General features: G+C 70.5%; 14 protein-coding genes. 6 read left to right on the top strand and 8 right to left on the bottom strand.

Features of this window, described 5'->3' with window-relative positions; translation table 11 throughout:
• Nucleotides 1-2,279: M36 family metallopeptidase (locus ABZ671_RS08250; protein ID WP_357853226.1), on the top strand; the 2,279-nt coding region annotated here is incomplete at its 5' end.
• A 257-nt stretch (nt 2,280-2,536) separates the two neighbouring features.
• Here the strand turns inward: ABZ671_RS08250 and ABZ671_RS08245 are convergent.
• From ABZ671_RS08245 to ABZ671_RS08230, 4 genes are all read right to left on the bottom strand, one after another.
• Nucleotides 2,537-3,037, bottom strand: a complete 501-nt coding sequence (locus ABZ671_RS08245; protein WP_357853223.1) for an RICIN domain-containing protein — start codon at nt 3,035-3,037, stop codon at nt 2,537-2,539.
• 143 nt (nt 3,038-3,180) lie between these two features.
• The gene (locus ABZ671_RS08240) at nt 3,181-4,317 is read right to left on the bottom strand and encodes an RNA-guided endonuclease TnpB family protein (protein WP_357853220.1); all 1,137 of its coding nucleotides are present in this window, start codon (nt 4,315-4,317) and stop codon (nt 3,181-3,183) included.
• 203 nt (nt 4,318-4,520) lie between these two features.
• Complete coding sequence (locus ABZ671_RS08235) at nt 4,521-4,910, bottom strand: MmcQ/YjbR family DNA-binding protein (protein ID WP_357853217.1); 390 nt, start codon at nt 4,908-4,910, stop codon at nt 4,521-4,523.
• A 102-nt stretch (nt 4,911-5,012) separates the two neighbouring features.
• The gene (locus ABZ671_RS08230; RefSeq protein WP_357853214.1) at nt 5,013-7,289 is read right to left on the bottom strand and encodes a hypothetical protein; all 2,277 of its coding nucleotides are present in this window, start codon (nt 7,287-7,289) and stop codon (nt 5,013-5,015) included.
• Nucleotides 7,290-7,434: 145 nt separating this feature from the next.
• Here ABZ671_RS08230 and ABZ671_RS08225 point away from each other — a divergent pair, with 145 nt between their 5' ends.
• Genes ABZ671_RS08225 through hypF form a run of 5 tightly spaced genes read left to right on the top strand, consistent with a single transcriptional unit; the run spans nt 7,435 to nt 11,618 of the window.
• Nucleotides 7,435-7,812, top strand: coding sequence for a helix-turn-helix transcriptional regulator (locus ABZ671_RS08225; RefSeq protein ID WP_357853211.1), 378 nt, complete (start codon nt 7,435-7,437; stop codon nt 7,810-7,812).
• Between the two features lie 10 nt (nt 7,813-7,822).
• Nucleotides 7,823-8,437 carry an SIS domain-containing protein gene (locus ABZ671_RS08220; RefSeq protein ID WP_357853208.1) on the top strand — a complete coding sequence of 205 codons (615 nt, stop codon included), beginning with the start codon at nt 7,823-7,825 and terminating at the stop codon, nt 8,435-8,437.
• On the top strand, nt 8,434-8,661 hold the full coding sequence (locus tag ABZ671_RS08215) for a HypC/HybG/HupF family hydrogenase formation chaperone (RefSeq protein ID WP_357853205.1): 228 nt from the start codon (nt 8,434-8,436) through the stop codon (nt 8,659-8,661). The genes ABZ671_RS08220 and ABZ671_RS08215 overlap by 4 nt, the downstream gene beginning before the upstream one ends.
• Nucleotides 8,658-9,323, top strand: coding sequence for an SIS domain-containing protein (locus ABZ671_RS08210; RefSeq protein WP_357853202.1), 666 nt, complete (start codon nt 8,658-8,660; stop codon nt 9,321-9,323). Before ABZ671_RS08215 ends, ABZ671_RS08210 begins: the two co-directional genes overlap by 4 nt.
• A gap of 24 nt (nt 9,324-9,347) precedes the next feature.
• Entirely contained in the window at nt 9,348-11,618 is a 2,271-nt protein-coding gene (hypF, locus tag ABZ671_RS08205) for a carbamoyltransferase HypF (RefSeq protein ID WP_357853247.1), read from the top strand.
• A 109-nt stretch (nt 11,619-11,727) separates the two neighbouring features.
• Here the strand turns inward: hypF and hypE are convergent, their stop codons facing one another.
• From hypE to ABZ671_RS08185, 4 genes are all read right to left on the bottom strand, one after another.
• Nucleotides 11,728-12,798: a hydrogenase expression/formation protein HypE gene (hypE, locus tag ABZ671_RS08200; RefSeq protein ID WP_357853200.1), complete on the bottom strand. Its 1,071-nt coding sequence runs from the start codon at nt 12,796-12,798 to the stop codon at nt 11,728-11,730.
• On the bottom strand, nt 12,795-13,922 hold the full coding sequence (gene hypD, locus ABZ671_RS08195; protein ID WP_357853197.1) for a hydrogenase formation protein HypD: 1,128 nt from the start codon (nt 13,920-13,922) through the stop codon (nt 12,795-12,797). The genes hypE and hypD overlap by 4 nt, the downstream gene beginning before the upstream one ends.
• Before the next feature lie 12 nt (nt 13,923-13,934).
• Complete coding sequence (locus tag ABZ671_RS08190) at nt 13,935-14,207, bottom strand: HypC/HybG/HupF family hydrogenase formation chaperone (RefSeq protein WP_357853194.1); 273 nt, start codon at nt 14,205-14,207, stop codon at nt 13,935-13,937.
• A 133-nt stretch (nt 14,208-14,340) separates the two neighbouring features.
• Nucleotides 14,341-14,544, bottom strand: a complete 204-nt coding sequence (locus ABZ671_RS08185; RefSeq protein WP_357853191.1) for a hypothetical protein — start codon at nt 14,542-14,544, stop codon at nt 14,341-14,343.
• Nucleotides 14,545-14,548 lie beyond the last annotated feature (4 nt).

Here is a 14,548-nt window from a genome sequence, read left to right as displayed (position 1 = left end):
CGGGGATCTCCGATGAGCCGATCCCGGCGAAGCTGGGTTGGCAGCGGACCGAGAACGGGCTGCGGCTGGCCTGGCAGATGGTGATCGACGACTCCACCGACGACCACCTGTGGAACGCCGCGGTCGACGCCGAGACCGGCGAACTGCTCAACGTCGACGACTGGACCACCCACGAGAACGCTGAGGAGATCTCCAGCAACCTGGGCCGCAGCGTGACGTCAACGTCGAAGTCGCTGTCGACGTCGTCGCCGCTCAGCCCCGCGGACTTCGGCACCCGCAACCCGATCCAGGACGGGTCGAGCTACCGGGTGTTTGCCGGCGCCAAGGAGAGCCCGAACGACGGGCCGCGGACCCTGCTGACCAACCCGGCGGACAGCACCGCCTCGCCGCACGGGTGGCACGACACCGGCCTGCCGGGTGGCAAGTACACCACCACCCAGGGCAACAACGTCCACGCCTACCAGGACCAGGACAACAACAACGCTCCGGACCTCGGCAGCAGCCCGGATGGTGGCGCGAACCTGGGCTTCGACTTCCCGATGGATCATGCCGAGCACGCGCAGAACTACCGGGACGCCGCGACCACCAACCTGTTCTACTGGAACAACGTCATCCACGACGTCTCCTACCTGTACGGCTTTGACGAGGTGTCCGGCAACTTCCAGGCCAACAAGCACGGTCTGGGCGTCGCCGGCGACTACGTTCGCGCCGAGGCGGCCGACGGCGGCGGCACCAACAACGCCAACTTCTCCACCCCGGCGATTGGCGGCACCCCCCGGATGCAGATGTACCTGTGGCCGGGCACCCAGTTCGGCGACCCGAACCAGGTCGTCGTGGACGGCGTGGGCTCGTTCAACGCCTCCTGGTCGCGGTACTCGCCGGCGCCCACAGTGGCCGGCCTGGCCGGGCAGTTCGTCTACGCCGGCACCGGCTGCACCGCGGCCGCGTACCCCGCCACGCTGCCCTCGGGCAACTGGATCAGCGTGGTCGACGGCGGCACCACCGCCTGCAGCTACCTGCAGCGCAGCCAGGTCGCGGAGGCCGCCGGCGCCAAGGGGCTGGTCATCGCCCACAACGCCAGCGGTGCCGCTCCGGTGCTCACCGGCGCCATGACGACCGCGCCGGTCACCATCCCGGCCGTCGCCGTGACCCAGGCCAACGGGGCCACCATCAAGGCCGCCATCGCCGCCGGCACCGTCACCGGTAACGTCCGCAAGCACCCGAACCACCCGGGCATCCGCGACGGTGACTTCGACGCCGGTGTGATCATCCACGAGTACACCCACGGCATCTCCACCCGGCTGACCGGTGGCCTGGGCGTCAACTGCCTGAGCGGCGACCAGCAGCAGGGCGAGGGCTGGAGCGACTACGTCGCGCTCACCATGCTGCTCGACCCGAAGTTCGACACGGCCGACGGCAAGCGCGGCATGGGCCCGTACGTGCTGTTCCAGGACGACCGCAGCGGTGACGGCATCCGGCCGCGGCCGTACTCGCGGAACATGGACATCCAGCCGTTCACCTACGACAGCATCAAGACCGGTGGCTGGCTGAACGGCACTTCCCTGGCGGTCCCGCACGGCATCGGCCACGGCTGGACCTCCGTGCTGTGGGACATGACCTGGAACCTGATCGACCGGCACGGGTTCAACCCGAACATCTACGACCCGTGGAGCGCCGGCGGTAACAACCTCGCGCTGCAGCTGGTCATCGACGGGCTGAAGATGCAGGGTTGCAACCCGGGCTTCGTGACCTCCCGTAACGCGATCATCGCCGCGGACAAGGTGCTGACCGGTGGCGAGAACTCCTGCATCATCTGGGGCTCGTTCGCCCGCCGTGGCCTGGGCTACAGCGCGGTGCAGGTCGGCACCAGCCGCGCCAACAGCAGCGAGGCGTTCGACATGCCGCCGTCCTGCCGGGCTGACTTCGTCAACCAGGCTGCCGCGCCCGCGCTCAACAGCGTCAAGGCCGGTACGAACGTGCAGCTGGCCTTCAAGCTGGCCACCAACCGTGGCCTGGACATCCTGGCCGAGAACTCGCCGTACTCGCGGCTGGTGGACTGCAACTCGCTGAAGACCGTCAACCCGAGCGGGCCGATCACGCCTCGTCCCACTCCGGTCGCGGCCCTCACGCCGGCTGGCCAGAGCATGTCGGCCAACGACAACGGCCGCTACACCTACCCGTGGAAGACCGACAAGGCCTGGGCCGGCACCTGCCGTGAGTTCGTCCTGACTCTCGACAATGGGTTCCAGCACCGCGCCTACTTCAAGTTCACCAACTAGTAACACCAGCACCGGCCGGAGGGAGCGTCCCCACCAGGGAACGCTCCCTCCGGTCCTTGCGTGCTGGGCGCGCCGGCCGCTCAGGCGCGGGCGGACCGGCCGGGGACGAGAGGTCCGACCTGCACGACCAGTTTCCTGGGTGCCAATAGGCAGTAGCTCTCGGTGAGCAGCTCGGCGACCTCGTCCCAGTCGGTTTCGCCGTCAGCCCCGCCGCTACCCGCCCGCAGGAGCTGCCGGCCGCAGGTCGATGGAGTGGTTCAGGAACGCTTCCACTGCTGGTTCGAGCCGCCGTTGCAGTACCACACGATGACAGCCGTGCCGTTGGCTGTGCCGCCACCGTTCACGTCCAGGCACAGCCCGCTCTGCACGTTGGTGATGGTGCCGTTGCTGTTGACGTTCCACTGCTGGTTTCCGCTGCCGCTGCAGTCCCAGGTCTGCAGCTTCGTGCCCCAGGTGGTGGATGAGCCGGGCACGTCGAGGCACCGGTTGGAGGGGACCCCGCGGATCGGAGCGGAGGTGGCGCTGCCGACGCCCCACGCCCACTGCAGCCGGCTGACGCCGGAGGCGTTGGTGTTGGTGAGGGTCAGGTTGGTGCCGCTTCCGCCGAGCGTCGTGACACTGTAGGAGTCCCCGGTGCGCAGCCCCGGCCAGTAGACCGAGCCCATGCCCAGTAGCCGCAGCGTGTCGCTGTCGGCCTGGATGTAGGCGATGTAGGCGTTGCCGTTGATCGGGCCGTTGTAGTTCAGGCCGGTCGTCATCGGCGCGCCCCACTCGTCCTTGACATCCTCTCGGCCCTGAAGGGACCGGGATTCCCACGGTCACCCGTGAGGTTTCCTGTTTCATCGCCGACTGCCTGTCCGGGAGGTTTCCCTTGAGGTCTTACGTCAGCTCCGCAGGCGTTTTACCTCTCCGCCAGCCCGGCGGCGAGGATGTTTCTAGCGGCGTTGATGTCCCGGTCGTGCTCGGTTGCACAGCCGGGGCACGTCCAAGCGCGGTCGTTGAGGGCGAGCGTGGTGTTGATCCGCCCGCATGCCGAGCAGGTCTTGGACGACGGGTACCACCGGTCGACGGGGATCACCTCACGGCCGTACCACTGGGCTTTGTATTCCAGCATGCTGCGGAATTGACTCCAACTCGCGTCGGAGATGACGCGGGCCAGGCGCCGGTTACGCAGCATGTTACGCACGCTGAGGTCTTCGATCACGACCGTTTGGTTCTCGCGGACGAGTCGAGTGGTCAGCTGGTGCAAATGGTCCCGACGCCGGTCGGCGATCCGGGCGTGAATCCGGGCCACCTTGATTCGGGCCTTGGCCCGGTTCGCGGAGCCCTTCTGTTTGCGGGCCAGGTTCCGCTGTGCTCTGGCCAGCTTGCGCCGGTCGGCCTGCCCGAAACGCGGGTTGGCCACCTTTCCATCCTCGTCGCTTATGCCGGGGATGGGGTGGGACAGGGTGAGCAGACTGGTGATGCCCGCATCCACACCCACCGCAGGCGTGGCCGGCGGTAGCGGCTCCACGGTCGGGTCCTCCACCAGGATGGACACGAACCAGCGGCCGGCGGGGTCCCGAGACACGGTGACCGTGGACGGTTCCGCCCCTTCGGGCAGGGGCCGTGACCACACGATGTCCAGCGGAGTATCCATCTTGGCCAGGGTGAGCCGGCCGTCACGCCAGCGGAACGCCGACCGGGTGTACTCCGCCGACGCCCGCGACTTGCGCTTGGACTCGAACCTCGGATACCGGGCCCGTTTGTCCCAGAACGCCGCGAACCCGGCCTGCAGGTGCCGCAGCGTCTGCTGCAACGGCACTGAACTGACCTCGTTGAGGAACGCCAGATCCTCGGTGCGTTTCCACTCCGTCAGCCACGCCGAGGATTGCACGTACGTGGTGCGCTGACGGTCCACCGCCCACGCCCGGGTACGGGCTTTCAACGCCCGGTTGTAGACCAGACGCACGCAGCCGAAGGTGCGGTTCAGCAGTTCCGCCTGTTCAGGGGACGGGTAGAGGCGGTACTTGTACGCGCGCTTCACCACCTCACCCACGCCTCACACTCTAGCGACCATCCAAGCAGGACGATTACTGAGGGGACGAAGCGGTGTTTCCTCCCGGCCCTGAAGGTCTCCACGCCGCAACGCCGATGACCACGCCATCAGAGGTGGTCCGATTTGGCGGTGATCGCACCATCCGAGCAAATGAAGGCGGCAGCCTCGGGGTTCCGATTCCTCGGCACTTGCCGGATCCGGATTCAGCTTGGCTCCGGGGCGGCGTCGAGCTGGGCGATCAGCCGTTTGGGGGCGACCGCCCGGTACGCGTCCTCGCACAGCTCCGCCACCTCTGCCCAACTGGCGCCCCGGTCGAGCCGGACGCCGACCCAGCCACGGTGCCCGACGTACGGGGGCCGGAAGAAGACCTGCGGGTTCGCGACGATCAGCTCCTTCTGAGCCCCCGGGGACGCCGCGCACCACAGGTGTGGGAAGTCGTCGTGGTGGTGCCCGTCCGGCCACAGCTGGGCGAAGGACTTTCTGCCGTTGACGAACCACGTCGGCGTGCCGTGACTGGGACGCTCCGTCACCTCGGCAAAGGCGGTGCAGATCCGCCGTACCTGATCGAGCAGGTCCATCTCTTCGCTGGCCACGGTGTCTCCCGGCGGTCGAACGGCGTGGCCGCAGTCTATGCCTCGTTGGGGCGGATCAGTTCCCGCTCATCGGCGGAACGCTGGGTCCGCGACGCTGACCGATCAGGGCGGCGGAGACTCCGGTCCGGCGGCCGGATCGTTCGTGCCGGTGGGGCCGGCCCGGCCGGCGAGTTCCCGTACGGCCGCCTGGTATTCCGGCTGCGTGTGGTAGGGCCAGTGGCGTTCGATCGGTGGTGGCACGGTGTCGGCCGGGTCGATGGTCACGGCACGGGGGTCGCGGAGCCGGACATCGACGGACCTGGCGGCCGGGTTGGCGCAGGACGGCTGTGCGCCCTGGTGGTGGTCGAAGAGGGGGCCGCCGATCGGATCGGTGTCCCGCCAGAGGTTGCGCCAGCGCCAGTCGAGCCGGTCGCCGAGGTCGCACAGCGTCTGATCACCGAGGTAGGCCGGATAGAGGCGGGCGTAGATGCGGCGCAGGGGACAGCCGTGGCTCAGCAGCGCGACGTTGGGCAGGGCGGACGGGGGCAGTTGCAGGATGGTGGCCGCGGCCAGGACCGAGCCGTGGCTGTGCCCGGAAATGACCACCGGTCCCCGCGCGGCGAGCGCGGAGACCCGCTTGGTCAGTTCGGGCACCGCCCGGGCGGCGTAGCAGGGCGGCGCGAACGGGTGCACCGTGCGCGGCCAGAAGGTGCCCAGGTCCCACAGCACCGCCACCATGCGTCGGGTCTCGCGCGATCGGTATGCGCGGTAGCCGAGGAGGACGAGGCCGACGACGAGCAGGCTGATGACCCAGATTCCGGCGTCGGTGACGTACGCGGCGATCAGCGCGGTGGCGCCGGTCCTGCCGATCCGGGCCGCGAGTTCGGTGGGACCGATCCCGAGCAGGTCGAGTGCGACGGTGGCCAGACCCAGCGAGGAGATCACGAAGAACGCGATAAGGACCGGGACCAGTTCGTCGGTCACCTGGGACTTGGCGATGATCTTGTGGACCAGGCGTACGCGGGCCACCGCGTCCGTGGGGACCTGCGGGTAGTCCTCCTGCACGACGCGGTCGGCCAGGGCGCGCCGACGCCGGCGGCTGAGCGCGAGCGTGGCGGCGACGGCCGCGGCGACGAGTAGCAGTGAGACGAGTCCGGCGAGTGCCGCCCACCAGTACGCGACCGGCGGCTCCAGGGGACCGTAGGAGGGTGGGCTCGGCCCGATCGGATCGGGGATGTAGCCGCGGTCGAGTTGGTCGGCGACGCGGAAGACCAGGGTGGCGGTGAAGGCGGATGCGACGCTGACCGACAACGCCGCCACGACCGGCGTGCCGAGCCCGCGCAGCATCGGGCGGCTGTCGGTGGGAATCGCCCGCTGACGGACGACGGTGACCACGGCGATCGCCACCAGCAGGACTCCCTGTGTCGCGATCAGGCCGCTGGCACTGCCCTCGTAGCCCGGCAACTGCCCGACCACCGGCTGCACCGAGCGGGTCGCCGCGGCGTAGGCGAGGCTCAGGCAGGTCACCACGGTAACGGTCACCCACAGTGGGCGCAGGAGGCGACGGGCCTGCGCCGGGCTGGTCGGCACGGGCAGGCAGAGCAGCACCGCACAGAACCCCACCAGGGCAGCGGCGGCATAGAGCAACATCGGGCCGATCATGCTCCGCCCGCCGGAGACCCCGGCGAGCAGGCTGACGTCGACCGTGCCGGTGCCGATCCCGACGTGGATCTGGCGCAGCCAGGAGGTGATCCGCTCGTCGTCCCAGAACCCCGGCGTGGTGAGGCTCTCAGTCAGCTCCGAGGGTTTCGGTTCCGGTGAGCTCGGGCCGAAGCCCTCGAACGCCTTGGCCGACCGGGCGCCGATCGTCCAGAACAGGCGCAGCGCGAGCAGTGGAATCAGCGACAGCAGAGCCAGGCGCGGGCCCATCGGCAGGTAGACGAGCCAGGCCAGGTAGGAACGGCCGGCTCGGCACATGGCGTACGGCACGCACTGCCAGCCGACGAGGTTCACCGTGGCCCCGACGATCGCGAGCATGAGGATGGCGGTGATGCTGCCGGCGAGCAGGCGGCACAGCGCGCCGAGCAGACCGAACCGGTCGGCCGCTGTCGGGCGCAGCCAGATCGCGAGGTTGCTCAGCATGAACGGCAACAGCAGCAGCATGGACGCGGTGCGCACGACGGCGCCGGCGGTCAGGGCGCCCCAGCGGTACGCCTCGACGGCGATCCCGGGGCTGGCGCCGCCGGCCGCGCCCGTGTCCGGCCGGGGCCGGTAGAAGCCGGCGTACCGGTCCCCGGCGACGCGCACCACGATCGGGTGACCGAGGATCTTGTCGGCCGAGGCGCCCGACACCCCGTGTACGCGCAGCTCGACGGCCTCACCCCCGGGTGCTTCGCCCACGCGGTCAGGGTCACAGACCGGCGACGGGCTTCGCTGCTGAATCTGCTGATTTTCCCACCAGAACAGGAGAAATGGCATATCTCACCTATTTCTGTGTTTAGCTGCAGAAATCGGCGGAAAGTCGCGCCTGGGGGAGGGATCGAGGATGCAGGGACGTGAGCTGCGGGGCCTGCTGCACCCGTTCCTCCTGCTGCTGATCCTCGAGCGGCCCGGCCACGGGTACGACCTGATCGAGCGACTCGACGCGATGGGGGTGTCCGACGTCGAGCCGGGCCACGTCTATCGGGTGCTCCGCGGACTGGAGCGTGACCGGTCGGTGACCTCGACCTGGCAGACCGACGGCGGGGGGCCGGCGCGCCGCTGCTACACGCTGACCGCCAAGGGCCACGATGACCTGCGCTCGTGGGTCACCGACCTGGCGTACCTCAACCAGGTGATCGGCGCCTGCCTACGGCGCTCGGCGGACGCCGTCGAGCGGACCCGTGGCGGGCCTCGCGATCCGTACGCCGCAGTCCGAGGCTGACGGGAGGACCATGCCATCGTCCGTGATCCCGGCGGTCGACCGCGCGTTCGCCCGCCGGCTGGCACCCGGGGAAGCCCTCGCCGCCGACGCGCAGCGGATCGCGCGCGCCTGCTACGCGATGGCCGTGCGTTTCCACCGCCGCGGCAAACTGATCGTGTTCGGCAACGGCGGGCCGGCCACCGACGCGCAGCACGTCGTGGTGGAGTTCGTCCACCCGGTCATCGTCGGCAAGCGGGCCCTGCCGGCGATCTCCCTGACCAGCGACGCCGCCACCCTCACCGGGATCGCCCGTGCGGACGGCTTCGACGAGGTGTTCGCCGCGCAGCTTCGGCTGCTCGCCGCACCCGAGGACATCGCGCTCGGCCTGTCGGCCGACGGCCGGTGCGCCAACGTACGCCGGGGCCTGGCGACGGCCCGCGACCTCGGCCTGCTCACCGTCGGCCTGCTCGGCGGCGACGGCGGCGACATCGCTCGTGACGCGGTCGCCGACCACGTCGTCGTCGCCCGCTCCGACGACCCGTGCATCGTCAAGGAGGTGCACGTGACGATCTACCACGTGCTGTGGGAACTGGTGCACGTGTTCTTCGAGCAGCCGGGGCTGCTGAACCAGGAGGAGATCCGGTGACACCATCGACCGCGCCGGAATGCCACGGCGACGACCACTGCATCACCTGCTCCGACGCGGCGGTGCCCGTCCGCGTCCGCGAGCTGACCGGTGACGGACTGGCGGTCGTCGACACCGACGCCGGCCCGGAGGAGGTCAGCGTCGCCCTGGTCGAGGCGGCGCCGGGCGACATCGTGCTGGTGCACGCCAAGGAGGCCATCGCCGTGGTGGGCAACTCCCGATGAGCACCCGGGTCGAGGGCGCCCTCGGGGCGCTCTATCCGTTCCTCGACGCCCGTCCGTCCGACATGGACGCCGTGCTCGCCGCGGTCGCGACCTCCACCGCCGAGAAGGCGGCGGAGATCGTGGCCCTGCGCAGCTCCCTCGTCGCCGAGCACGGGCAGCGGTTGGTCGACTGCGCCCGCCGGTGCGCCGCCGCCTTCGCCGCCGGCGGCACGCTGTACGCCTTCGGTAACGGCGGCAGCAGCACTGACGCGCAGGACGTCGCGCAGCTGTTCCTGCACCCACCGACGGCCGCCCGCCCGCTGCCGGCCATCTCGCTGACCCACGACGTCGCCCTGATCACGGCGCTCTCCAACGACGTGGGGTTCGACGTGGTCTTCGCCCGACAGGTGGCGGCGTTCGGCCACGCCGGGGACATCGCGGTCGCCCTGTCCACCAGCGGAGGATCTGCCAACGTCCTGCGGGGCCTCGCGGAGGCGGCCCAGCGGGGCATGGTGACGATTGGCATCGCCGGCTACGAGGGCGGCCGGATGGCCGAATCCGACGCCGTCGACCACCTGTTCGTGGTGCCGTCCGCCTCCGTGCACCGCGTGCAGGAGGCACAGACCACGCTCTATCACGTGCTCTGGGAACTCACCCAGCAGGCACTGACCGGCGACCTCTGACCGGCAGCCATGGGCTTGGCCAACGTGGAGCGGATCCACGTCCGCGTCGAGGGCATCGTGCAGGGTGTCGGCTTCCGCCCGTTCGTGCACGCGCTCGCGACGGAGTACCGCCTCGCGGGGCTCGTCGGCAACGACACCGGCGGCGTCTTCGTCGAGGTCGAGGGGGACGGGCCCGCTCTGGCCGCGTTCGTCGCGGACCTGCGCCGGCGCGCACCGGCGTTGGCCCAGGTGGAGCGGGTCACCACCGAAACCGTCACGCCGACCGGGCAGCCCGGCTTCGTCATCGCCGCCAGTGTCACCGGCGCCGGCCGGGACGTGCTGATCTCCCCGGACACCGCCACCTGCCCGGACTGCCTGCGGGAGCTGTCCGACCCGGCAGACCGTCGGCACGGCTATCCGTTCACGAACTGCACCAACTGCGGCCCGCGATTCACCATCGTCACGGACGTGCCGTACGACCGCCGCACCACCACCATGGCCGAGTTCCCGCTCTGCCCGGACTGCGCCGCCGAGTACGCCGATCCGAAGAACCGGCGATTCCACGCCGAGCCGGTGTGCTGCCCGGCGTGCGGACCCGCCCTGCGGCTCGTCACCGCAGCCGGCGACCCGGTCCACGGTCCGCCGCTGGACACCGCCGTGCGGTGGCTGCGCGACGGCCGGATCGTCGCGGTCAAGGGGCTCGGCGGCTACCACCTGGCCGTCCGCGCCGACGACGAACGGGCCGTCGCCGCGCTGCGCGCCCGCAAGCACCGCGAGGAGAAGCCGTTCGCCGTCATGGTTGCCGACCTGCCGGCGGCCCGCGCCCTGGTCGACGTGGCGCCGGCGGCGGTGCCGGTGCTCACCGGCGCCCGCCGTCCCGTGGTGCTGCTGCCCCGCCGCCCGGACGCCCCGGTCGCCGCGTCGGTGGCGCCGGACAACCGCGACCTGGGCGTCCTGCTGCCGTACACGCCGTTGCACCAGCTGCTGGTCGGCCGGCTCGGCACGCCGATCGTGCTGACCAGCGGCAACGTCTCCGACGAGCCGATCGCCCACCGCGACGACGACGCCCGTACGCGGCTGGCGGGCATCGCCGACGGCTTCCTGACGCACGACCGGCGCATCCATGTGCGCACCGACGATTCCGTGGTGCGCGTGTTCCGGGGCCGGGAACTGTCGGTGCGGCGGTCCCGGGGGTACGTGCCCGCGCCGGTGACGGTGCCGTGGCGGTTCGACCGCCCGGTGCTGGCCTGCGGCGCGGAGCTGAAGAACACGTTCTGCCTGGCGAAGGGGCGCCGCGCGTTCGTCTCGCACCACATCGGCGACCTGGAGAACTACGAGACGCTGTGCGCGTTCACCGACGGCATCGCCCACTTCGGTCGGCTGTTCGACATCCGGCCGCAGGTCGTCGCCCACGACCTGCACCCGGAGTACCTGTCGACGAAGTACGCGCGGCAACGCGACGACGTCGAGCTGGTCGGCGTGCAGCACCACCACGCCCACATCGCCGCCTGCCTGGCCGACAACGGCGAGCCCGGCCCGGTGATCGGCGTCGCGTTCGACGGTCTCGGGTTCGGCACGGACGGCACCCTCTGGGGTGGCGAGCTGCTCGTCGCCGACCTGGTCGGCTTCGAGCGGGTCGGCCACCTCGACGCGGTGCCCATGCCCGGCGGGCCGGCGGCGATCCGCGAGCCGTGGCGGATGGCCGCGGCGTACCTCGACGAGGTGTACGGCGACGCGCTGCCGGACCTGCCGGTGCTGCGGCGGCACGAGCGGCGGTGGCCTGCGGTGGTGGCGTTGGCGCGCAGCGGGTTGAATTCGCCGCGTACCTCCAGCGCGGGCCGGCTGTTCGACGCCGTCTCGGCGCTGCTCGACCTGCGCGACCGGGTCAGCTACGAGGGGCAGGCCGCCGTCGCCCTGGAGCAGCGGGCGGATCCCGGCGAGCGCGGCGGCTACCGGATCGACACGTCCGGCCCGGCACCGCTGGTCGACGTCGGACGCCAGTTGGTCCAGTGTGTGGTCGACGATCTGCTCGCCGGCGTGGACCCCGGCCGGATCGCCGCGCGCTTCCACCACGGCCTGGCGGACGCCGTGGTGCGGGCGGCGACGGTCGTACGGGAGCGTACCGGACTGACCGACGTGGCGCTCTCCGGCGGCGTGTTCCAGAACGTGCTGCTGCTCGACCGGGTCGTGTCCGGGCTGGCGGCGGCGGAGTTTCGGCCGCTGGTGCACTCGCGGGTGCCCCCCAACGACGGCGGCATCTCCCTCGGCCAGGCAGTGGTGGCCGCCGCCGGCCACCGCGCCGCCCCATCCGCCTGACCCCCCGCAGCTCGGTGGGTTGATCAAGGAGTTTGCGTCGGAAACCATCGTCCGGGTGACACGTACGCCTTGATCAACGGCGGCATCGGGGTCGGGGTGCCGGGCGAGGTCAGCAGATGCGGGGGAGCGGGTCGCCGACGAGGAGGTCGACGACGCGGGTGCCACCGAACGCGGTCTTGAGCAGCACGATCCCGGACGGATCCGCGGCGACGTGACCGATGACGGCCGCGTCCTGTCCGAGCGGGTGGCCTCGCAGCGCGGCCACGGCCGCCTCCGACTGCGCGGCGTCGACGACCGCGACGAAGCGTCCCTCGCAGGCGACGTAGAGCGGGTCGATGCCGAGCAGTTCACAGGCCCCGGTGACGGCGGGACGCACCGGCACCGCGGCCTCGTCGACGACGACGGCCAACTCCGCCGCCTGCGCCACCTCGTTGAGGATCGTCGCCACTCCGCCCCGGGTGGCGTCGCGCAGCAGCCGCACGCCGGGTGCCGCGTCCAGGAGGGCCGCCACGAGCCCGTGTAAGGGCGCGGTGTCCGAGACGAGGTCGGCCTCGAGGTCCAGTTCGCCGCGGGCCAGCATGACGGTGACGCCGTGGTCGCCGATCGGCCCGGAGACGAGGATCGCGTCACCGGGCCGCACGTGCGGGATGCCCAACCGCACCGGCCGCTCCAGCAGGCCGACCCCGGCGGTGTTGACGTAGCAGCCGTCGGCCTTGCCCCGCTGCACCACCTTCGTGTCACCGGTGACCACCTGGACCCCGGCCCGCTGCGCCGCCGCGGCCATGGAGGCGGTGATCCGCTGCAGATCGGCGACCGGAAAACCTTCCTCGAGGATGAACCCGGCCGCGAGGTACAACGGCCGGGCACCGCTGACCGCGAGGTCGTTGACCGTGCCGTTGACGGCGAGGTCGCCGATGTTCCCGCCCGGGAAGAACAGCGGCGACACCACGTACGAGTCGGTGGTGAAGGCCAGCCGGTCGACGCCCGGGCACAGCACCGCCGCGTCGTCGAGCGCCTCCAGGGTCGGGTTGCGGAACGCGTCGACGAAGATCCCCTCGACCAGGGTGCGGGTCGCCTTCCCGCCCGCGCCGTGCGCGAGCGTGACCCGGCTCTCCCGGATCCTCGGCTTGCGCCGGCGGGCCCGTTCGATGCGCTCCAGCACCTGCTGCTCTGTCGTCATGCCCGTACCGCCTCCGTCAGGCGCTGCCGGGTGAACCGGCCGAAGTTGTAGTAGGCCGCGCACGCGCCCTCGGAGGAGACCATGCACGTGCCGATGGGCGTCTCCGGCGTGCACGCGGTGCCGAACACCTTGCACTCCCAGGGCTTGAGCACCCCCTTGAGCACCTCGCCGCACTGGCAGGCCTTCGGGTCCGCCACCCGCACCCCGGGTACGTCGAACAGCCGCTCGGCGTCGAAGGCCGCGTACTCGTCGCGCATCCGCAGGGCGGAGTGGGAGATGAAGCCGAGGCCGCGCCATTCGAAGTACGGGCGCAACCGCATCACCTGCCCGATGGCCTCCAGCGCCCGCAGGTTGCCCTCCCACGGCACCACCCGGGTGTACTGGTTCTCCACCTCGCAGCGGCCCTCGGCGAGCTGCTTGAGCAACATGAAGACCGACTGCAGGAGGTCCAGCGGCTCGAACCCGGCGCACACCAGCGGCTTGCCGTAGTCGCGGGCGATGAACTCGTACGGCCGGCACCCGATGACCGTGGAGACGTGCCCCGGCCCGAGGAAGCCGTCGAGCCGCAGGTCCGGTGAGTCGAGGATCGCCTTGATCGCCGGCAGGATCGTGACGTGGTTGCAGAAGACCGAGAAGTTGTCGATCCCTTCGGCGGCGGCCCGCAGCACGGTCATCGCCGTCGACGGCGAGGTCGTCTCGAAGCCGATCGCCATGAACACCACCCGGCGGTCCGGGTTGGTCCGGGCGATCTTCAAGGCGTCCAACGGCGAGTAGACCATCCGGATGTCCGCGCCGGCCGCCTTGGCGTCGAAGAACGAGCCGTCGCCGCCGGGCACCCGCATCATGTCCCCGAACGCCGTCATGATGACCCCGGGCTCGTGGGCGATCGCGATGGCGTCGTCCACCCGGCCCATCGGGATCACGCACACCGGGCAGCCCGGCCCGTGCACGAGCTGGACGCTCTCCGGTAGGTAGTCCTCGATCCCGTGCTTGTAGATGGTGTGCGTGTGACCGCCGCAGACCTCCATGAACTTGTACTGCCGGCCCGGCTCGCACAACGCGGCGATCTGGGCGGCCAGTGCCTGGGCCCGGTCCGCGTCGCGGTATTCGTCAACGAAACGCATATGGTCGTTTCCCTAGGTGATGTCGGACTCGGCGAGCGCCTGAAGCTCGTCGGTGTACGCCTGTCCGAGGCCGTTCAACAGTGCCAACGTGGCGGCGGCCTCGGCTTCGTCGATTTTTGACATGGCGAACCCGACGTGGACGAGCACCCAGTCGCCGATGCCCACCTGGTCCTGACCGAGCAGGCCGATGTTGATCGCCCGCCGGACGCCCACGACGTCCACGACGGCGAGATCGTCGCGGCCGGCCTTGAGCTCGACGATCTCGCCCGGGATTCCTAGACACATCGGTCACATCTTTTCGATCTTGATGTAGCGCCGCAGCGCGGGCAGTTCCTTCCAGAACAGCCCGACGACGGCCACGCCGGCCAGCAGCACAAACAGCTTCCGCACAGCTCACCTCTCCTTGGTCGCGTACCGCTCAGCCCGGCGGCAGGTTCGGCATGATCGGCAGGATCGGGCCGAGTTTCTTGGGCCGGATGCCGGTCGACCGGCGGGCGTCCACCGTCCCGTCATCGTGATGGCCCGCCTGCTTCCTGCGCCGCGAGTTGCCCTCTTCGACACCCTTGGTGTGGGCCGGGGCGTCGAGTTCGACATCGGGATCGCCCACCCGGATCTCGCCCATTCCC

The organism is Micromonospora sp. NPDC006766, assembly GCF_040636055.1.
Classification (GTDB): Bacteria; Actinomycetota; Actinomycetes; order Mycobacteriales; family Micromonosporaceae; genus Micromonospora.
Note: the sequence above shows the minus strand (reverse complement) of the source record. Positions and strands in the feature narration are given on the sequence as shown.